The 19,230-nt window shown below is 62.1% G+C and carries 16 protein-coding genes; 10 read left to right on the plus strand and 6 right to left on the minus strand.

What is annotated here, in order from left to right; genetic code table 11:
- Position 1 precedes the first annotated feature (1 nt).
- Both xdhA and uraH read right to left on the minus strand, forming a co-directional pair.
- Positions 2-1,477 carry a xanthine dehydrogenase small subunit gene (gene xdhA / locus BM413_RS17915; protein WP_091915449.1) on the minus strand — a complete coding sequence of 492 codons (1,476 nt, stop codon included), beginning with the start codon at positions 1,475-1,477 and terminating at the stop codon, positions 2-4.
- A 160-nt stretch (positions 1,478-1,637) separates the two neighbouring features.
- Positions 1,638-2,003 carry a hydroxyisourate hydrolase gene (gene uraH, locus BM413_RS17920; protein ID WP_091915451.1) on the minus strand — a complete coding sequence of 122 codons (366 nt, stop codon included), beginning with the start codon at positions 2,001-2,003 and terminating at the stop codon, positions 1,638-1,640.
- 182 nt (positions 2,004-2,185) lie between these two features.
- Here uraH and puuE point away from each other — a divergent pair, with 182 nt between their 5' ends.
- The 4 genes from puuE to BM413_RS17940 are packed head-to-tail and all read left to right on the plus strand — an operon-like array spanning position 2,186 to position 5,614.
- Positions 2,186-3,604, plus strand: coding sequence for an allantoinase PuuE (puuE, locus tag BM413_RS17925; RefSeq protein ID WP_091915453.1), 1,419 nt, complete (start codon positions 2,186-2,188; stop codon positions 3,602-3,604).
- A gap of 56 nt (positions 3,605-3,660) precedes the next feature.
- Positions 3,661-4,503, plus strand: coding sequence for a bifunctional allantoicase/(S)-ureidoglycine aminohydrolase (locus BM413_RS17930; RefSeq protein WP_091915455.1), 843 nt, complete (start codon positions 3,661-3,663; stop codon positions 4,501-4,503).
- Between the two features lie 17 nt (positions 4,504-4,520).
- Positions 4,521-5,024 (plus strand): ureidoglycolate lyase, encoded by a 504-nt coding sequence (locus BM413_RS17935; RefSeq protein WP_091915457.1) that lies wholly within the window; start codon positions 4,521-4,523, stop codon positions 5,022-5,024.
- A complete protein-coding gene (locus BM413_RS17940) occupies positions 5,021-5,614 on the plus strand; it encodes a nucleoside deaminase (protein ID WP_091915459.1) in 594 nt (197 codons plus the stop codon). The genes BM413_RS17935 and BM413_RS17940 overlap by 4 nt, the downstream gene beginning before the upstream one ends.
- A gap of 10 nt (positions 5,615-5,624) precedes the next feature.
- Here BM413_RS17940 and BM413_RS17945 read toward each other — a convergent pair whose 3' ends face one another.
- The gene (locus BM413_RS17945) at positions 5,625-5,906 is read right to left on the minus strand and encodes a type II toxin-antitoxin system RelE family toxin (RefSeq protein WP_091915461.1); all 282 of its coding nucleotides are present in this window, start codon (positions 5,904-5,906) and stop codon (positions 5,625-5,627) included.
- Complete coding sequence (locus BM413_RS17950) at positions 5,896-6,144, minus strand: type II toxin-antitoxin system Phd/YefM family antitoxin (RefSeq protein WP_091915574.1); 249 nt, start codon at positions 6,142-6,144, stop codon at positions 5,896-5,898. The genes BM413_RS17945 and BM413_RS17950 overlap by 11 nt, the downstream gene beginning before the upstream one ends.
- A 184-nt stretch (positions 6,145-6,328) precedes the next feature.
- Between BM413_RS17950 and BM413_RS17955 the strand changes: the two genes are divergently transcribed.
- From BM413_RS17955 to BM413_RS17980, 6 genes are all read left to right on the plus strand, one after another.
- The gene (locus BM413_RS17955) at positions 6,329-8,335 is read left to right on the plus strand and encodes a CocE/NonD family hydrolase (RefSeq protein WP_091915463.1); all 2,007 of its coding nucleotides are present in this window, start codon (positions 6,329-6,331) and stop codon (positions 8,333-8,335) included.
- A 151-nt stretch (positions 8,336-8,486) separates the two neighbouring features.
- Positions 8,487-10,076, plus strand: coding sequence for an ABC transporter substrate-binding protein (locus tag BM413_RS17960; protein WP_091915465.1), 1,590 nt, complete (start codon positions 8,487-8,489; stop codon positions 10,074-10,076).
- Between the two features lie 258 nt (positions 10,077-10,334).
- On the plus strand, positions 10,335-11,918 hold the full coding sequence (locus BM413_RS17965; RefSeq protein ID WP_091915467.1) for an ABC transporter substrate-binding protein: 1,584 nt from the start codon (positions 10,335-10,337) through the stop codon (positions 11,916-11,918).
- Between the two features lie 16 nt (positions 11,919-11,934).
- On the plus strand, positions 11,935-12,891 hold the full coding sequence (locus BM413_RS17970) for an ABC transporter permease (protein ID WP_091915468.1): 957 nt from the start codon (positions 11,935-11,937) through the stop codon (positions 12,889-12,891).
- 10 nt (positions 12,892-12,901) lie between these two features.
- Positions 12,902-13,732 (plus strand): ABC transporter permease, encoded by an 831-nt coding sequence (locus BM413_RS17975; protein WP_091915470.1) that lies wholly within the window; start codon positions 12,902-12,904, stop codon positions 13,730-13,732.
- Positions 13,725-15,380 carry an ABC transporter ATP-binding protein gene (locus tag BM413_RS17980; RefSeq protein WP_091915472.1) on the plus strand — a complete coding sequence of 552 codons (1,656 nt, stop codon included), beginning with the start codon at positions 13,725-13,727 and terminating at the stop codon, positions 15,378-15,380. Before BM413_RS17975 ends, BM413_RS17980 begins: the two co-directional genes overlap by 8 nt.
- 212 nt (positions 15,381-15,592) lie before the next feature.
- Here BM413_RS17980 and BM413_RS17985 read toward each other — a convergent pair whose 3' ends face one another.
- On the minus strand, positions 15,593-17,020 hold the full coding sequence (locus tag BM413_RS17985) for an endo-1,3-1,4-beta-glycanase EglC (protein WP_091915474.1): 1,428 nt from the start codon (positions 17,018-17,020) through the stop codon (positions 15,593-15,595).
- A gap of 1,268 nt (positions 17,021-18,288) precedes the next feature.
- Positions 18,289-19,227: an alpha/beta hydrolase gene (locus tag BM413_RS17990; RefSeq protein WP_091915476.1), complete on the minus strand. Its 939-nt coding sequence runs from the start codon at positions 19,225-19,227 to the stop codon at positions 18,289-18,291.
- Positions 19,228-19,230: the final 3 nt, after the last annotated feature.

Genomic DNA, 19,230 nt, shown 5'->3' on the forward strand with positions numbered 1-19,230 from the left:
CTCACGCTGCCCGGTGCCGCGAGACCTGGATCGGCGCTTTTCCGCCTTGGGTCTCCGCAAAGAACCGCATCAGCAGGTTGCGCGCCGCCAGCATACGATATTCCGCCGTCGCGCGCATGTCGGTCAGCGGGGTGAAGTCCTCGGCGTATTTTGTCATCGCCGCTTCCACGGCTGCTTCGGTCCATGGCTTACCGGTCAATGCCGCCTCCACCGCGCTGGCCCGCTTCGGCGTCGCCGCCATGCCGCCATAGGCGATGCGGATCGAGGCAACCGTGCCATCCCTGGCAAGCGTCAGAAGAAACGCGCCCAAGGCGGCCGTGATGTCCTCGTCCCGGCGCTTGGTGATCTTGTAGACGGCGAAATGACTGCCTTGCGCCGGCACAGGCACATGCACGGCCTCGACGAACTCGCCCGGCTGCCTGTCCTGCTTGCCGTAGGCGATGAAGAATTCCTCCAGCGGGATCGTCCGGCGCGCCTTGCCCTTGCGCAGCGTCAGCGATGCACCGAGCGCGATGAAGGGCGGCGGCGTGTCGCCGATCGGCGAACCGTTGGCTATGTTGCCGCCGATCGTGCCCATGTTGCGCACCTGCTCGCCGCCGATGCGGTCGATGAGCGGTCCAAGAGCGGGAATGCGCTTGGAAAGCGTCGAGAACACTTCCGTATAGGTCACGCCCGCGCCGATACTGACCACGCCGTCCTTTTCCGAAATCTTCCGCAACCCGTCGAGATGGCCGATAAACACCACCGGCGAAATATCGCGCATATGCTTGGTCACCCACAGGCCGACATCGGTAGACCCTGCCACGATGGTTGGCTTCTGCTCGCTTTCGAGAATGGAGGCAAAATCGTCGACATCAGCCGGCACGATCAGCCGATGCTTTTCCGTGCCGATCTCGACGCGCAAACCATCGCGCAGCGCGACGAGTTTCTTCATCACAGCCGCGCGCTCGACCGCCAGCGGGTCCTTCGCCACCTTGCCGTAGCTCGAAATGGCGCGCGCCGCACGCATGATTGCCTCATAGCCGGTGCAGCGGCAGAGATTGCCCTGCAGCGCCTTTTCGATCGCAGCATCCGCCGGTTCCGGCTCCTTCATCCACAAGCCATAGAGCGACATGACGAAGCCCGGCGTGCAGAAGCCGCATTGCGAGCCATGGAAATCGACCATCGCCTGCTGGACGGGATGAAGTTTGCCGGCCTCGCCGCGCAGATGCTCGATGGTCACGACGTGGCAGCCGTCGAGCGAGCCGAGGAAGCGGATGCAGGCATTGACGCTTTCATAGACCAGCTTGCCGTCCGTCATCCTGCCGACCAGCACCGTGCAGGCACCGCAATCGCCTTCCGCGCAGCCTTCCTTGCTGCCGCGCAGCGAACGGCGCAGGCGCAGATAGTCGAGCAGCGTCTCATCAGGCGCGACCTGCGACAGCGCCACATCCTCGCCATTGAGCAGGAAGCGGATTTCGTTGCGGGTTTTGGTCATTTTCAATCTCTCCAACCGCCGCGCTGCCCCTCATCCGCCTGCCGGCACCTTCTCCCCGTAAACGGGGAGAAGAAGGAAGCTTCAACGCCGACGTCCCCCTCTCCCCGTTTACGGGGAGAGGGTAAGGGTGAGGGGCGGCACAACCCTGCAAAACCCATCATCAACTCCCCCGATACGTCGAATAACCATAGGGCGAGATCAGCAGCGGCACATGATAATGCTTTTCTTCCGACATGCCGAAACGGATCGGCACCTCGTCCAGGAACATCGGCTCTGGCAGCGCCAATCCGGCAGCGCGAAAATAGGCGCCGGCCGAAAACACCAGTTCATACTGTCCGGCCTGAAAGGCGCGCCCCGCCAGCAGCGGCTCGTCGCAGCGCCCGTCGGAATTCGTCACCACCGTCTTCACCTTGCGGTGCGAATTGCCGCTGACCTTATACAGCGAAATCGACAGGCCTGCGGCCGGCTTGCCGGAAGCCGTATCGAGAACATGGGTCGTCAGGCGCCCGCCATCCGTCGTCGACATACTGCCTCCCTGCTTGTGAACACGAACGATCGATTGTGCGGCAAATAAATGCCATGCATAAGTCCCGGAGAAGCCGAAGGCCACAAAAAGACTTTCAAAAATAATAAGGGGAATGCCCCGGCCAGTCTTTCGATTATTCTCAATCTGCAAGTTCGGCTTTCGCCGGAAACCCGAGGAATTTCATGCGTTACGAAAGAGACATGCGCGGCTATGGCGCCAACCCGCCCGACCCGAAATGGCCGGGAGGCGCGCATGTCGCCGTGCAGTTCGTCGTCAACTACGAGGAAGGCGGCGAAAACTGCGTTCTGCATGGCGATGCCGCTTCCGAAGCCTTCCTGTCGGAGATCGTCGGCGCAGCGCCTTGGGTCGGCATGCGCCACTGGAACATGGAATCGATCTACGAATATGGTGCCCGCGCCGGCTTCTGGCGGCTGCACCGCATGTTCACCGAGGCCGAGGTTCCGGTCACCGTCTACGGCGTCGCCACCGCGCTTGCCCGCTCGCCCGACCAGGTGACCGCCATGCAGGAAGCTGGCTGGGAAATCGCCTCGCATGGGCTGAAATGGATCGACTACCGCGAGCATTCGGCGGAAGCCGAGCGCGCCGACATCGTCGAGGCGATAAGGCTTCACACCGAAGTCACCGGCGAGCGCCCGCGCGGCTGGTATACGGGCCGCACATCGATCAACACGGTGCGACTTGCCTGCGAGGCCGGCGGCCTCGACTACATCTCCGACACCTATGACGACGAACTGCCCTACTGGCTTGAGCATGAGAACCATGCTCACCTCATCATCCCCTACACGCTCGACGCCAACGACATGCGTTTCGCGACGCCGCAGGGCTTCAATTCCGGCGACCAGTTCTACGCCTATCTGAAGGATTCCTTCGACACGCTCTACGCCGAAGGCAAGGCCGGCCGGCCGCGCATGATGAATATCGGCCTGCATTGCCGTCTCGTCGGCCGCCCCGGCCGCGCGGCCGCGCTCAAGCGCTTCATCGACTACGTCAAAAGCCACGACAAGGTCTGGCTCGCGCGTCGCATCGACATCGCCCGCCATTGGCAGGAGCATCACCCCTACCATCGGCAAGCCCTGCGCCCGTCGAAGATGGCGCTTGGCGAATTCGTCGAGAAATTCGGCGGCATTTTCGAGCATTCGCCATGGATCGCCGAGCGCGCCTACGGGCTGGAACTTGGCCCAGCCCATGACAGCGCCGGCGGCCTGCACAATGCGCTGTGCCGCGCCTTCAGGTCGGCAAGCGAAAAGGAACGTCTCACCGTGCTGACCGCCCATCCCGACCTCGCCGGCAAGCTGGCAGCCGCAAAACGCCTGACGCCGGAATCCACCCAGGAACAGGCTTCTGCCGGACTTGATGCGCTGACAGATGCTGAGCGCGAGCTCTTCTCCAAGCTCAATGCCGCCTATGTCACCACCTTCGGCTTTCCTTTCATCATCGCCGTGAAGGGAAAGACCAAGGACGAAATTCTTGCCGCTTTCGAAGCCCGCATCGGCAACAGCCGCGCTGAGGAATTCGAGACGGCCTGCAAGCAGGTGGAGCGCATCGCGCTGCTGCGCCTGAAAGACCTTTTGCCCGCCTAGATCGTGAAAGCCCGACTGAAAAAGGGCACGATCAACTATACTATTAAGGACCCAGAATGGCCGACCGCACCTATTACGCCCCTACCGGAGGCCTGCCGCCGCAGACGCAGCTTTTGACGGGCCGGGCCGTCTTCACCGAGGCCTATGCCGTCATCCCCAAGGGCGTGATGAGCGACATCGTCGCCAGCCTGCTGCCTTTCTGGGACAACACCCGCGCCTGGGTGCTGTCGCGCCCGCTGTCGGGTTTTGCCGAGACGTTCTCGCAATACATCATGGAAATCGCTCCCGGCGGCGGCAGCGACAGGCCGGAGCCGGACGCCGGCGCGGAAGGCGCGATCTTCGTGGTCGAGGGCGAACTGACCATCGCTTTGGATGGCAAGAAGCACGTTGTGCAGCCGGGCGGCTTTGCTTTCCTGCCGCCGGCCAGCAAATGGACCGCCCGCAACGAGAGTGCTGAACCCGTCCGTTTCCACTGGGTCCGCAAGGCCTATGACTATGTCGACGGCATCGACGTGCCGGAAGCCTTCTTCGCCAACGAGAAGGACATCGCGCCATCTCCCATGCCGGGCACCGAAGGCAAATGGGCAACCACCCGCTTCGTCGATCCGGCCGACCTGCGCCACGACATGCACCTGACCGTGGTGACCCTCGAGCCGGGAGCGGTGATCCCCTTCGCCGAAACCCATGTGATGGAGCACGGCCTCTATGTGCTCGAAGGCAAGGCCGTCTACCGCCTCAACCAGGACTGGGTGGAGGTCGAAGCCGGCGATTACATGTGGCTGCGCGCCTTCTGCCCGCAGGCCTGCTATGCCGGCGGCCCGGGGAACTTCCGCTACCTGCTCTACAAGGACGTCAACCGGCATATGAAGCTCGGCAGCGCTGCTGTGCGCCGGCCCTGAACCGAAAGGACGCCGCCATGGATCGGACAGTCACGGCAAAGCTGCTCACCCGCGAGAACTTCGCCGAGTTCGGCGATGTCATCGACAAGGGCGGCGACAACCACTATCCGATCAACAACGGCAAGACCGAGCGCTATCACGATCTGGCCAAGGTCGATGCGGCGGGACCGAACGCGCGCGTTCTGGTCAGCATAGGCGCCGGCACGCCTTACAAATTTCCGTTGAAACTCTCCATGGTCGAGCGCCATCCCTTCGGCAGCCAGGCCTTCATCCCGTTGTCGCCGCGCCCCTTTCTCGTCGTCGTCTGCCATGATGGCGAGGACGGGCCGGAAACGCCGCACGCCTTCCTGACTCAGCCCGGCCAAGGCGTGAACTATCCGCGCAATCTGTGGCACGGCGTGCTCACGCCCATCGGCAAGAAGCAGGATTTTCTGATCGTCGACCGTGGCGGCGATGGCTCGAACCTGGAAGAATTCCACTTCTCCCACCCTTATGAAATCCATCTGCCGGAAGCCCGATGACCAAAACCTCGCTGATCAACCGCCTGTTCGACGTCATCGAGGACGACATCGTGCCGAAGACGGCGGAAGGCGTGGCCCATGGCAACAAGCTGTTCGGCGCGGCGATCCTGCGCAAATCCGACCTGTCGCTGGTGATCGCAGAAACCAACAACGAGACGGAAAACCCGCTCTGGCATGGCGAGGTCCATTGCCTGAAGCGCTTCTACGAGATGCCCAAGGCCGACCGCCCGGAGACGAAGGACTGCATCTTCATCGCCACCCACGAGCCCTGCTCGCTCTGCCTGTCGGCCATCACCTGGACCGGCTTCGACAATTTCTACTATCTCTTCAGCCACGAAGATTCGCGCGACAGCTTCGCCATCCCGCACGACCTGAAGATCCTGAAAGAGGTCTTTACCCTCGACCCCGGCGGCTACAACGCCGAGAACGCCTATTGGAAGAGCTTCTCCCTGCGCAAGCTGCTGCGCGACCTGCCCGAAGCCGAACGCCAGAAGCTGGAAGCGCGGGTTGAAAAAATCTCGGCCAGATACGACCGGCTCTCGGGAGAATATCAGGACGGCAAGGCCGAGAACGATATTCCGCTGAATTGAGGCGCGGCTCTTAGCGCTTGCTTGCGACCTCATAGATTGCCGAGCGGTCCCGCCTGCCGACGGCTATCACCAGCACCACCAGTTCACCGTCGATGACTTCATAGACCAGCCGGTAGCCCGAGCTGCGGAGCTTTATCTTGTAGCGATCCTTTGCGTCGCGAAGTTTGGCCGATGGCAGCAGCGGATTTTCGCAGCGTTCTTTCAGCTTCTTTCGAAACTGCTCGCGCGTATTGGCGTCGAGTTTCTTCCATTCCTTGGGTGCGGATGTGAGGAACTGGACCTCATATCTCATCGAGATCGACCCGGATGCGTTCCTCGCCCTTGCGGGCATCGGCAATCGCATTGAGTTCGAAATCCTCGATCCGGTCCATCATCGCCTCGAATGCCTTGGCCGGCACGCAGTAGAAGGCTGGCTCGTTGCGGTTCAGGATCGCAACCGGAAAGCCTTCGCCGGCAGCAACCGTTCCCATCGGGTTCTTTTTCAGTTCCGAGACACTCGCCGTGACTTCGGCAAGAATGGTGTGAGGCACGAAGAACTCCATCTTTTATTGGTACTTTAAATAGCACTCATAACAGGTCTTTTCAATTGGTCCGTCCAACGGGATTCAGATTTCGAAATTGAGCCGTTCGCCGCAAAAAGCAATCCGGGCGGCGTTTCTCCGACTTGCTTTTGGCCCCTGTCCGATGCCTCCTGTAGTCATCAGGAGCATAGGCATGAAAACCATCACCGACTTCCCCCGCACCGTTCTCGAATTCCCCGACATGGGCATCGTCATGCCCGATGGCTGCCGGTTGTCGGCGCGGGTGTGGATGCCGGACGATGCCGATCAGGAGCCGGTGCCGGTGATCCTCGAGCACCTGCCCTATCGCAAGCGCGACGGCACCACGGCGCGGGACGCCCTCACCCATCCCTATTTCGCCGGTCACGGCTATGCCTGCATCCGCGTCGACATGCGCGGCAACGGCGATTCCGAAGGATTGATGGACGACGAATATTCCGAGCAGGAATTGCAGGATGCGGTGAATGTCATTGCCTGGGCGGCGAGCCAGCCCTGGTGCAACGGCAATGTCGGCATGATGGGCATTTCCTGGGGCGGGTTCAATTCGCTGCAGGTCGCGGCCAAGCAGCCGGAAGCGCTGAAGGCGATCATCACGCTCTGCTCCACCGACGACCGCTATGCCGACGATATCCACTACAAGGGCGGCCTGCTGCTCAACGAGAACCTCGGCTGGGGCTCGACCATGCTGTCCTATTCCTCGCGTGCGCCCGACCCGGCGCTGGTCGGCGACAAATGGCGGGACATGTGGCTGGCGCGCCTCGAGAACGAGCCCTTCCTGCCCGCCGATTGGCTGCGGCACCAGCGCCGCGATGCCTATTGGAAACGCGGCTCTGTCTGCGAGGATTTTTCGAAGATCAAGGCGGCGACACTGGCCGTCGGCGGCTGGGGCGACGCCTACAAGAACGCCGTCGCCCGCATCGTCGAAGGCGTCCAGGCGCCGGCCAAGGGATTGATCGGCCCGTGGATCCACAAGTATCCGCATTTCGCCGTGCCGAAGCCGGCGATCGGCTTCCTGCAGGAAGCGCTGCGCTGGTGGGATCGCTGGCTGAAAGGCATCGACACCGGCGTCGAGAACGACCCGGCGATGCGGCTCTATGTCATGGACTCGGTGCCGCCGCGCGACTGGTATGAGGAACGTCCCGGTCACTGGATCGCCGAAAAGAACTGGCCGTCGAAGACCATCGCACCGAAACGCCTGCATCTCGCAGCCGACAACAGCCTGACCGACACCGCCGAAATACTCAGCAGCATCAAAGTCGCGACACCGCAGGATTGCGGCATGGCCGGCGGCGAATACTGCGCGATCTGGCTTGGTCCGGAACTGCCCGGCGACCAGCGCGAGGATGACGAGAAATCGGTCTGCTTCGATGGGCCACCGCTTGAAGCCTCGCTGGATATCGTCGGCGCCCCGGTCATCCGGCTCAGGCTCGCGGCCGACCACGAGCGGGCGATGGTTGCGGTGCGGCTCTGCGACGTTCAGCCGGACGGCTCGTCCACCCGCATCACATACGGCGTCCTGAACCTCACCCACCGCGACAGTCACGAGTTCCCCAAAGCCATGCCACCCGGTGAGGCGGTGGAGATCACGCTTAAGCTTGACGACATCGCCTACAGCGTCGCCAGGGGCCACCGGCTGCGTGTCGCGGTGTCCTCGACCTACTGGCCGCTGGTCTGGCCATCGCCCCGGCCCGTCACGCTGACGCTTGAACAAGGCGCGATCGACCTCCCCGTCCGCCCCTCGGGCAGCGGCGACGAGGTCACTTTCGCCGAACCCGAGGGCGCCACGCCCTGGCAGGTGGAGACACTGCGCAAAAGCGCCAACAGCCGCAAGGTCGAGCGCGATCCTGCGACCGGCAAGGTCTCGCTGGTCATCGTCGACGATTTCGGTGAAATCCGCGACAAGGACCACGGCCTCGTCAATGGCGGTGTCGCGCGCGAATGGTGGAACATCGACCCGGCCGATCCCCTCTCGGCTTTCGGCAAGACGCACTGGACGTCGACCTTGTCGCGAAATGAATGGTCGCTGCGCACCGAGACTTTCACAAAAATGCACTCGGATGCCAAAAATTTCTATCTGAGTGGCCGAATTGAGGCCTACGAAGGTAATGTTTTGGTGTTCGAGCGCGATTTCAAGGAAGAAATTCCACGAGATCATATTTGACGAATACGTCTCTCTGGTCTAAATGCGACACTCCATTTGCGCCATTTGATGTCGCGGCCGGCCTTACCCAAGGGCAGGTTTGCAGCCACTATTCCCGTCGCAATACGCAACCACAGAGCCTGCAAAGCAGCAATTGGGGGAACTTTCCTTTATGTCCAGCGAACTGGAATATCTGAGCCGACGCGTCGCCGCCGGAAAGCTTAGCCGGCGCGATTTTCTCGGCCGGGCCGCAGCACTCGGTGTCGCGGCAACCTTTGCCAATACGGTGCTTGCCGGTGCTGTCCGCGCCGAAGGGCCCGTCAGGGGCGGCAGTCTGAAAGCTGGCATACAGGGCGGTGAATCCACCGACGGGCTCGACCCCGCCGCCATCAACAACCAGGTCACCGGCGCCTTCGCGCGCACCTGGGGCGAAAAGCTCATCGACATCGATGCCGAAGGCGGCATGGTCTACCAGCTTGCCGAGGAAGTCGGCGCATCCGCCGACGCCAAGACCTGGACGTTCAAGATCCGCAAGGGCGTGACCTTCCACAATGGCAAGGAACTCGACGCCAACGACGTGCTCGCCACGATCGAGCGCCATGCCGGACCGGAAACGAAGTCAGGCGCGCTTGGCGTCCTGCGCGGCATCGATACGCTGAAGGTGGACGGCACAGACTTCGTCGTCACGCTCAAGGAAGCCAACGCCGATCTGCCGTTCCTGATGTCGGATTACCACCTCATCATCCAGCCGGGTGGCGGCAAGGACAATCCGCAGGCCGGCATTGGAACCGGCCCCTACAAGATCGCCTCCCACGAACCCGGTGTGCGCGAGATCGGGGCGCGTCATGAAGGCTACTGGAATGCCACCAATAGCGGCTTTGCCGATCAGGTCGAAATCATCGTCATCAACGATTCCACGGCGCGCACGGCTGCATTGCAGGGTGGCCAGATCCACATGATGAACCGCGTCGAACCGAAGATCGTCGACCTGATCAAGCGGCTTCCCGGCGTCACCATCCACAACATCGCCGGTGGCGCGCACTATGTTTTCGCCATGCAGTGCAACACTGCTCCGTTCGACAACAACGACCTGCGCCTGGCCCTGAAATATGCCATCGACCGTCAGGACCTGGTCGACAAGATCGTCCGCGGTTACGGCACCGTCGGCAACGACATCCCGGTCAACATATCCTACCCGCTGTTTTCCAACGACATCGAGCAGCGCGTATTCGACCCGGACAAAGCCGCGTTCCACTTCAAGAAGTCCGGTCATGACGGCCCGGTACCGCTGATCACCTCGGATGTCGCCTTTCCGGGCGCGGTCGATGCAGCCCAGCTCTTCCAGCAAAGCGCGGCCAAGGCCGGTATCGTGCTCGACATTCAGCGCGCACCGGGCGACGGCTATTGGGCCGAGGTCTGGAACAAGAAGCCGTTCTCCGCATCCTACTGGGTCGGCCGGCCGACACAGGACCAGCAATATTCCACGGCCTACCTCTCCACCGCCGACTGGAACGAGACCCGCTTCTTCCGCCCGGACTTCGACAAGCTCGTGATTGCCGCGCGCGCCGAGCTGGACGAAGCGAAACGCAAGGCGATGTATCGCGACATGGCCATGATCGTCCGCGACGATGGCGGCGCCATCATTCCCATGTTCAATGACTGGATCGACGCCGTGTCCGACAAGGTCGCCGGCTTCAAGCCATATCCGTCCGGCGAGCTGATGGGCGGATTGGCCTTGTCGAAATGCTGGCTTGTCGCCTGAGACAGAACCGGCGGCGTGTCGAAGGGGTGCCGGGCTGTCCCGGCACCCTTGATCTGAATGCGCCAATCCGGGCGCGCAAAGAACGCAGGAGCGCGATCCCGATTTTCGACGTGACGCGCGTTGGTCCAGCGTCAAACATCATTTACGCCACGTCATGTCGCAAACTGCCTTGCGCCCGGCGCGATGTTGCGAGCAATATTCCTTCAACAAGAAATCAAGACCGATAACGGTCACCTAACAGAGTGAGGAACCTCTATAATGTCGAATGAACTGGAATTCCTGAGTCATCGCGTAGTCGTCGGCAAGATGAGCCGGCGTGATTTTCTTGGCCGCGCCGCGGCCCTCGGTGTTACCGCCACTTTCGCCAATTCGCTGCTCGGCACGGCCGCCTTCGCCGCTGGTCCGCAAAAGGGCGGCGTCCTCAAGGCCGGCATGGTCGGCGGTGCGGCCACCGACAGCCTCGACCCCGCTTCATGGTCGAGCCAGGTGCCTTACTTCTTCGGCCGCCAGTGGAGCGAGCAGCTCGTCCAGCTTTCGGCCGACGGCGAAGTCAAGCCGGCGCTGGCTGAGGAATGGGGTGCTTCCGACGACGCCAAGATCTGGACCTTCAAGATCCGCAAGGGCGTGCAGTTCCACAACGGCAAGGAAATGACCCCGGCCGACGTGCTGGCCACGATGGAGCGCCATTCCGACGAGAAGTCGAAGTCCGGCGCGCTCGGCATCATGGGCGGTATCGACACCGTCAAGGTCGACGGCCAGAACGTCGTCTTCACGCTCAAGGAACCCAACGCCGACCTGCCCTATCTGCTCGACGACTACCATCTGATGATCCAGCCCAATGGCGGCAAGGACAAGCCCGACGAAGGCATCGGCACCGGACCCTACAAGATCACCGTCAACGAAGCCGGCGTGCGTCTCGGCGGCGAGAAATTCGCCAATTACTGGCGTGACGATCGCGGCTTTGCCGACCAGATCGAGATCATCATCATCAATGACGCCACCGCCCGCACCTCCGCCCTTCAGGGCGGCCAGGTCGACATGATCAATCGCGTCGAGCCCAAGATCGTCGAACTCATCAAGCGCGTTCCCGGCGTCACCATCCAGAACGTCGCCGGGCGTGGCCACTATGTCTTCATCGCCCACTGCAACACCGCGCCCTTCGACAACAACGATCTCAGGCTGGCGCTGAAATTCGCGCTCGACCGCGAAGAGATGCTGCAGAAGATCCTGATGGGCTACGGCTCGGTCGGCAACGATACGCCGATCAACAAGGCCTATCCGCTGTTCGCCGAAATCGAGCAGCGCAAGTTCGACCCGGAAAAGGCGGCCTTCCACTACAAGAAGTCCGGCCACTCCGGCTCGGTGCTGCTGCGCACCTCCGACGTCGCCTTCCCGGGCGCCGTGGACGCAGCCCAGCTCTACCAGCAGAGCGCTGCCAAGGCCGGCATCACCATCGAGGTCAAGCGCGAACCGGGCGACGGCTACTGGTCGGAAGTCTGGAACAAGCAGCCCTTCTCGGCTTCCTACTGGGGCGGCCGCCCGACGCAGGACCAGATGTACACCACCGCCTATTATTCCAAGGCCGACTGGAACGACACGCGCTTCATGCGCGAGGATTTCGACAAGCTGCTCTTCCAGGCGCGTTCGGAACTCGACAAGGAAAAGCGCACCGCCATCTACAAGTCGATGGGCGAGATGGTGCGCGACGAGGGTGGTGTCATCACGCCGATGTTCAACGACTTCATCGACGCCACCAGCGCCAAGGTCGGAGGGTGGTCGCCTGACGGCAACCAGGAAATGATGGGCGGCTACGCGCTGTCCAAGTGCTGGGTTCAGGCCTGAGTTCGGCCTTGCCCAGATGTCTCCCATCCTGAAACTGATAGCCCAGCGCTTGGCGCTGGGCGTGCTCCTGCTTCTGGCCGTTTCGGTCCTGATCTTCGCCGGCACGCAAATCCTGCCCGGCGACGTTGCACAATCCATTCTTGGTCAGTCGGCGACGCCGCAGGCGCTCGCCAATCTGCGCGAGGCCATGGGCCTCAACGATCCCGCCTATGTCCGCTATTTCAAGTGGCTCGGCGGCGTGCTGACCGGCGATCTCGGCACCGCTCTGTCGAGCGGTCAGGACATCGCGACGTCCATCAAGGGCAGGCTGTGGAACACGCTGTTCCTGGCTTTCTGGGCAGCCATCATCTCGGTGCCGCTGGCGATCATTCTCGGCTTGCTCGCCGTGCGCTACCGCAACGGCTTCGTCGACAAACTGATCTCCGGCCTTGCGCTCGCCTCGACCTCGCTGCCGGAATTCCTCATCGGCTATGTGCTGGTCTTCTTCTTCGCCGTGAAGCTGCAATGGTTCCCCGGCATCTCGACCGTTTATGAAGGCATGCCCTTCGGCCAGCGCATGCAGGCGATCGCGCTTCCTGCGACCGCTCTGACGCTGGTGGTGCTGGCGCATATGATGCGCATGACGCGCGCCGCCATACTCAACGTCATGCAGTCGGCCTATGTCGAGACGGCTGAACTGAAAGGGCTTTCGGCCTTCAACGTCATCCGCAAGCACGCATTCCCCAATGCGATTGCGCCCATCATCAACGTCGTCATGCTCAACCTCGCCTTCCTCATCGTCGGCGTGGTCGTGGTCGAGGTCATCTTCGTCTATCCCGGCATGGGCCAGTATCTCGTCGACCATGTCGCCAAGCGCGACGTGCCGGTGGTGCAGGCGGTTGGGCTGATCTTCGCCGCCGTCTATATCGGCCTCAACATCATCGCGGACATAGCGGCGATCATCGCCAATCCGCGCCTCCGGCATCCGAAGTGAGGGCGCGGCTATGCTTAGTCTGACAAGAATCCCCCTCGGCGCCGTGATCGGCCTGATCTTCACGACGCTCTTCCTCCTCACAGCCATCTTCGCGCCGCTCATCGCCCCTTATGGCCTCGGCGAGATCGTCGGCCAGGTCTGGGAGCCGTCGTCGGCGAACTTCCTGCTCGGCACCGACAATCTCGGCCGTGACCTGCTCTCGCGCATGATCTACGGCGCGAGAACCACCATCTTCATCGCGGTTCTAGCAACCGCGCTGTCCTTCTCGCTCGGCTCGATCCTCGGCTTCACCGCCGCTGTCGTCGGCGGCTGGTTCGACATGCTCATGTCGCGCTTCGTCGATCTCCTGATGGCGATCCCGACGCTGATCTTCGCGCTCGTCGTGCTCTCCGTCCTGCCCACGAACATCTTCGTGCTGATCATGGTCATGGGCATCCTCGACTCGACCCGCGTCTACCGCCTGTCGCGCGCCGTGGCCGTCGACATCAACGTCATGGATTTCGTCGAGGCGGCAAAGCTGCGCGGCGAAGGCCGCCGCTGGATCATCTTCCGCGAGATCCTGCCCAACGCGCTGTCGCCGCTGGTATCGGAACTCGGCCTGCGCTTCATCTACTCGGTGCTGCTCCTGTCGGCGCTGTCCTTCCTCGGCCTCGGCGTGCAACCGCCGGCAGCCGACTGGGGCGGCATGGTCAAGGAAAACAAGGACGGCATCGTCTTCGGCATTCCGGCAGCGCTCATCCCCGCCGCCGCGATCGCAGCGCTTGCCATCTCCGTCAATCTCGTCGCCGACTGGGTGCTCAACCGCACCACCGATCTCAAGGGAGGCCGCGGCAATGGCTAATCTGGCGACCCCGAGCGACAATCTGCTCGACATCCGCAACCTGCGCATCGAGGCCAAGGTCTACCCGCCCGGCGAGGAGCCGAGGAACATTACCCTCGTCCACGACGTCTCGCTGACGCTCAAGAAAGGCAAGGTGCTCGGCCTCATCGGCGAATCCGGCGCCGGCAAGTCGACCATCGGCCTGTCGTCGCTCGGCTATGGCCGCGGCGGCGTCAGGATCACCGGCGGGCAGGTCTTCATCAACGGCCGCGACATTCTCACCAGCGGAAAGAGCGGCATCCGCAAGCTGCGCGGCCGCGAGGTCTGCTATGTCGCGCAGTCTGCCGCTGCCGCCTTCAACCCGGCCCACCGGCTGATGGACCAGGTCGTCGAGGCATCCCTCCTGCATGGCACGGGCACCCGCGCCCAGGCGGAAAAGCGCGCCGTGGCGCTGTTCAAGAAGCTCAGCCTGCCGGACCCCGAAAACATCGGCAAGCGATTCCCGCATCAGGTTTCCGGCGGCCAGCTCCAGCGCGTCATGACGGCAATGGCGCTCTGCTCCGAGCCCGACCTGATCGTCTTCGACGAACCGACGACCGCGCTCGACGTGACCACGCAGATCGATGTTCTGGCAGCCATCAAGGACGCCATCCGCGACACCGGCGTTGCCGCGCTCTACATCACCCACGACCTTGCCGTGGTGGCGCAGGTGTCGGACGAGATCATGGTATTGCGCCATGGCCGGCTGGTCGAATGGGGCGGCACCCGCCAGATCATCAAGGAGCCGCGCCAGGAGTACACCAACCAGCTCGTCTCGGTTCACGAGATCACCCATGAGGAGCAGAAGCCCGGCACCACGCCGTTCCTGTCGGTCAAGAACGTCACGGCCGCCTATGGCGGCGGCGCGGTGAAGGTGTTGAAGAACGTCTCCGTCGACATCTATCCCGGACAGACGCTCGCCGTCGTCGGCGAATCCGGCTCCGGCAAGTCGACGCTGGCCCGCGCCATCACCGGCCTTCTGCCGCCCATGGAAGGCAACATCACCTTCGCCGGTCGACCGCTGGCCAACCGCCTCGCCGACCGCACCAAGGACGATCTGCGCCAGTTGCAGATGATCTACCAGATGGCCGACGTGGCGATGAACCCGCGCCAGACCGTCGGCACCATCATCGGCCGGCCGCTGGAGTTCTATTTCGGCATGCGCGGCAAGCAACGCGACGCCCGCGTGGCCGAACTGCTCGACAAGATCGAGATGGGCAAGGGCTTCATCGACCGCTATCCCGCCGAGCTTTCGGGTGGGCAGAAACAGCGCGTCTGCATTGCCCGCGCGCTGGCCGCCAAGCCCAAGCTCATCATCTGCGACGAGGTGACTTCGGCGCTCGATCCTCTGGTCGCCCATGGCATCCTCGAGCTGCTTCTCGAACTCCAGAAGGAAGAGGAAGTCGCCTATCTCTTCATCACCCACGATCTCGCGACGGTGAAGTCGATCGCCGATTCCATCGCCGTCATGTATCGCGGCGAAGTCGTTCGCTACGGCTCGAAAAGCCAAGTGCTGAAGCCGCCCTTCGACGCCTATACCGAGCTGCTGCTATCCTCGGTTCCCGAAATGGAAATCGGCTGGCTCGAAAAGGCGATCAAGGGCCGCCGCATGGAGAGTGCGGGGAACTGAGAGCCTATGTTGCAATCTTGAATGTCGAACTTATCAACGTTCAAGAACCCCTCTCCGCCTCGCCGCGCTCGGCACCTCTCCCCGCTTTGCGGGGCGAGGAAGGTGCCAAACGTGCCGCCGCTGTTCCTCGCCCCCATGAAATGGGGGAGAGGTGGTTTGCGAAGCAAACCGGAGAAGGGGTAGCGACCCAAAGGCTCCGCAACGCCTGACGATTAAACCAGAAAATCCCCACTCCCCGCCTTCGCCGCGGCCTGCGTCACGCCATCCAGCTCATACGCCTTGATATAGTCGATCTGCATCTCGGCCGGCGTCGCCAAGCCATCCGCAGGCGTCCCCGCCACCCCGCCGACCGCCAGATTGACCAGCATGTACATCGGGCCGTGCATGTCGCTCGGCGTGTCGGTGCGGGCGATCTCGACATCGTCGAAATACCAGACGATCTCTTCCTCGGTCCACAGTACGCCATAGGTGTGGAAACCCGACGTATCCGGCACATTCACTGCTGATGACACCGAGGTGTGGCTTCCGGTTTCGTTGGTGTGCGACGTGACATGAACCACACCCGGCTCCTGCCCGCGCATTTCCACCACGTCCAGCTCCGGCGGCCAGGAGCCGTCCGCCGGCAGCAGCCAGAAGGCCGGCCAGACGCCCTGATTCTCCGGCATGTCGGCGCGCATCTCGAAATAGCCATAGGTCTGCGAAAACGACTCGTAGGTCGTCAGCAGGCCCGACGTATAGTCGTAATTGTTGACTTCCGGCTTGATCGCATCTGGCGTCGGCGCGGCGGTGATGGTCAGAACGCCATTATCGACGCTGAACGGATTGACCGACTTCGTCGGCGCATAGTCGGTGTCGATATACCACTGCTTCTCGCCATTGCCCTCATGGGTGCTGCCGTTCTCGGCTCCCCACCAGAAATTCGAATCCCACGTGCCGCTCTCGCCATTCCACAGGCTGAGCGAATTGAAGTCGTCGGAAAACGACAGGCTCATCTCGGACTTGTCGAGGCTGAGCTTGAACTGACCCGCATCGAACTGGTCGACAGTGGTGTTGGCGAAGACGAGGATCTCGTCATTGCCGAGATCGAGCGTCACATTGGCGCCCGTCTGGGTCATGTTCGACTGGATCGCATCGAACGAGATAAATCCGTAACCGTCGAGACGCACCTGATCGTCCACGCTGAAATCCAGGATCAGGTCGCTGCCATTACCCTCCGAAATGACGAAGATATCGGCGCCGCCGCCGCCGATGAGCACATCGTCGCCGGCACCACCATCGATGGTCTGGCTGCCGGATGCACCACTGAGGATGTTGTCGCCATCATTGCCGATCGCCGAGCGGCCATTGCCGGTCACGGTCAGATTCTCGATGTTCTCGGGAAGCCGGTAGCTCATCCAGGTGTTGATGGTGTCGACACCTTCACCGGCCTTTTCGAAGGCGCTGTTGCGGGCCGAATAGAGATAATAGATATCGTCGCCGGTTCCGCCCTGCATGACGACATTGACCGAACTGTCGCCCCACATCGAATCGTTGAGCGCACTGCCAGCAAGCTGCGGGCCGGAATTCGTTGCCGAGAAATGGTTGACCGAGGAGCCGCTGTAAGGGAGGGGGACGCCCTTGGCGTTCAATACAGTGTTCATCGTCGCTTCCTGCTTCCTGGATTTATCCTCCCGAAGTCAGGCTAGCATCCGAACCATGACGGCGCGACCGGCCATCGTTAACGTTGTGCTAAACTGGATTAATGAAAAGTTAGAGACGACGCTCAAGTTTGAATTGACGATTGATCCTGGATACGCAGGCAGCGGTCATACAAGCCTTGAATCGGCGATCCCGGAAACCGGAGCGAAGCGCAGCTTATCCGGGACCCATTCCGAGCATCGTCAGGCACGGTCCCGTCCTGATATTGACGCGCGTTCTGCACCGCCGAAGCTCTTTTTGCATTCCGGCATGGATCCGTCGCAAGAGCGCCCCCCGCATTCGCGCCACCCGGGATGACGAAGAGAGGGGTGTTGCCGCTCATCGCAAACGTTCTTTAAGACCGGAGACGCAATTGCCGCGCGCCAGTGCTGACGATTAGCGAAGGCCAAACATGCCGTTCGTCATCCCGGGTGGAGCGAATGCGGAGACCCGGGATCTATTGGCCGCAGCATCGTCAAGCACGGCCCGGTCCTTGCCTTGGTGCCGGTTAAGACCGCTGTGCGAACTCAGTACCCGGCCGTGCTGGTCAATGGGTCCCGGATAACCTGCGCTTCGCTCCGGTTTCCGGGATGACGACGGAGAGGTTTTTGCATCACTAAAGGCTTTGAAGGTGTGGAAAGAATTTCAGCCTATTTTCACTCAAGCGGTTGTTTTTGCTTATGCCGTGAACTTTTTTACCCCCAATTTATCCCCCTCTTTCCAGCCTCGCGTATACTTGCCCTCGCAAATCCGCTTCCAACGGGATCCCTGGTGCGCACCGGGTATCAGGGGGAGGCGTCGGCGTCCGGGCTGGTGGTGCTGCGGTAGCACTGCTGGGTGATGAACCCCTAAGCCCGGGTCCTTGGCTACGGCTGGCCACGCGAATGTGGAGGCGACTGAGCGGGACAAGAGCGCTGGCGGGGCGCATAGGCTGCGCCACGAATTTACACATAGGAAGGCAAGGCCTTTGCGCCCCGCATTCCCGGTTCTTTGACAATAGCCAGATGCGAAAGCAGGCGTGGCGATGAATAGGTGCGTCCTTCGAGGCTCGCTACGCTCGCACCTCAGGATGAGGGAGGGTGTGCCGGTAGAAGCCCTTCATTCTGAAACGCGCCCACACTTCAAGATCAGGGACGTAAGGCGCCGACCTCCCTCATCCTGAGGTGCGAGCGCTAGCGAGCCACGAAGGACGCACCTCCCCTTTTCCCTTGTGGGAGAAGGAAAGGCACCCTCAATACCCCCACTCGCCTTTTCCCAGCGCCGCCACAGCATCGACGATCCGCGTGAAGCTGGCGCGGGCGCGACCGACCGTATGGCGTGCGCGCAGATAGCCGTGCACCAGCCCCGGCTCTTCATGCGAGAAGGCCTTGCCGCCTGCCGCTATCACCCGCGCGGTGTAAGCCTGACCGTCGCTCGAAAGTGGGTCGCATTCGGCAGTGACGATCACCGTCGGCGGCAGGTTGGAGAAATCGGCATCGGCCAGCGGCATGTAGGTAACGTCGCCCGAAACGTCGGCGCCGCCGGTGCGGATGTCCTTGTAGAAGGCCATGTCGCGCATCGTCAGCATCGGCGCTTCGGCATGGGTCACATAGGAACCCTTCGACTGGTCGCCACCCAGGCCCGGATAGATCAGCACCTGACCGACCGGCCGTCTCTCATGGCCGCGCGTGGCGTGGCTGACGGCGGCAGCGAGATTGCCGCCGGCAGAATCGCCGCAAAGCAGGATCGGCTGGGGATAGGTCTTAGTGACCCATTCGAACGCGGCAAGAGCATCGTCGAAAGCCGCCGGATGCAGGTGCTCCGGCGCGAGGCGATAGTCGACCGACACGACTTCGTAGCCGGTGCGCGCACAAAGCTCGGCGCAGACATCGTCATGGCTGTCGAGCCCGCCAAGGATAAAACCGCCGCCGTGATAATAGACCACGACGGCCTTCGGATCGGCCGACGCGCGATAGATGCGGACCGGGATTTCATGCGACGGCGCGACAACCGTCCTGTCCTCAGCCTTCACGCCTTCTGGATAGCCGGCAAAGAACTCGCGGCACATGCGGTCGTAGATCCCGCGCTGCTGCTCGATCGTGTAGTCGATCGTGTCGGGCGGATAATAGGAATTGGTGCGCTCGATGAAGGCCCAGGTCTCGGCGTCGATCAGTTTTGCATAGTCGGTCACGTG

It is taken from the genome of Mesorhizobium sp. YR577, assembly GCF_900116595.1.
Lineage (GTDB): Bacteria > Pseudomonadota > Alphaproteobacteria > Rhizobiales > Rhizobiaceae > Mesorhizobium_M.

What these genes read in the sequence shown, in the direction of transcription:
- xdhA (WP_091915449.1), bottom strand. Translation starts at nt 1,477, where the DNA reads ATGACCAAAACCCGCAACGAAATCCGCTTCCTGCTCAATGGCGAGGAT.
- BM413_RS17965 (WP_091915467.1), top strand. Translation starts at nt 10,335, where the DNA reads ATGTCGAATGAACTGGAATTCCTGAGTCATCGCGTAGTCGTCGGCAAG.
- BM413_RS17975 (WP_091915470.1), top strand. Translation starts at nt 12,902, where the DNA reads ATGCTTAGTCTGACAAGAATCCCCCTCGGCGCCGTGATCGGCCTGATC.
- BM413_RS17955 (WP_091915463.1), top strand. Translation starts at nt 6,329, where the DNA reads ATGAAAACCATCACCGACTTCCCCCGCACCGTTCTCGAATTCCCCGAC.
- puuE (WP_091915453.1), top strand. Translation starts at nt 2,186, where the DNA reads ATGCGTTACGAAAGAGACATGCGCGGCTATGGCGCCAACCCGCCCGAC.
- BM413_RS17930 (WP_091915455.1), top strand. Translation starts at nt 3,661, where the DNA reads ATGGCCGACCGCACCTATTACGCCCCTACCGGAGGCCTGCCGCCGCAG.
- uraH (WP_091915451.1), bottom strand. Translation starts at nt 2,003, where the DNA reads ATGTCGACGACGGATGGCGGGCGCCTGACGACCCATGTTCTCGATACG.
- BM413_RS17940 (WP_091915459.1), top strand. Translation starts at nt 5,021, where the DNA reads ATGACCAAAACCTCGCTGATCAACCGCCTGTTCGACGTCATCGAGGAC.
- BM413_RS17960 (WP_091915465.1), top strand. Translation starts at nt 8,487, where the DNA reads ATGTCCAGCGAACTGGAATATCTGAGCCGACGCGTCGCCGCCGGAAAG.
- BM413_RS17935 (WP_091915457.1), top strand. Translation starts at nt 4,521, where the DNA reads ATGGATCGGACAGTCACGGCAAAGCTGCTCACCCGCGAGAACTTCGCC.
- BM413_RS17985 (WP_091915474.1), bottom strand. Translation starts at nt 17,020, where the DNA reads ATGAACACTGTATTGAACGCCAAGGGCGTCCCCCTCCCTTACAGCGGC.
- BM413_RS17980 (WP_091915472.1), top strand. Translation starts at nt 13,725, where the DNA reads ATGGCTAATCTGGCGACCCCGAGCGACAATCTGCTCGACATCCGCAAC.
- BM413_RS17945 (WP_091915461.1), bottom strand. Translation starts at nt 5,906, where the DNA reads ATGAGATATGAGGTCCAGTTCCTCACATCCGCACCCAAGGAATGGAAG.
- BM413_RS17970 (WP_091915468.1), top strand. Translation starts at nt 11,935, where the DNA reads ATGTCTCCCATCCTGAAACTGATAGCCCAGCGCTTGGCGCTGGGCGTG.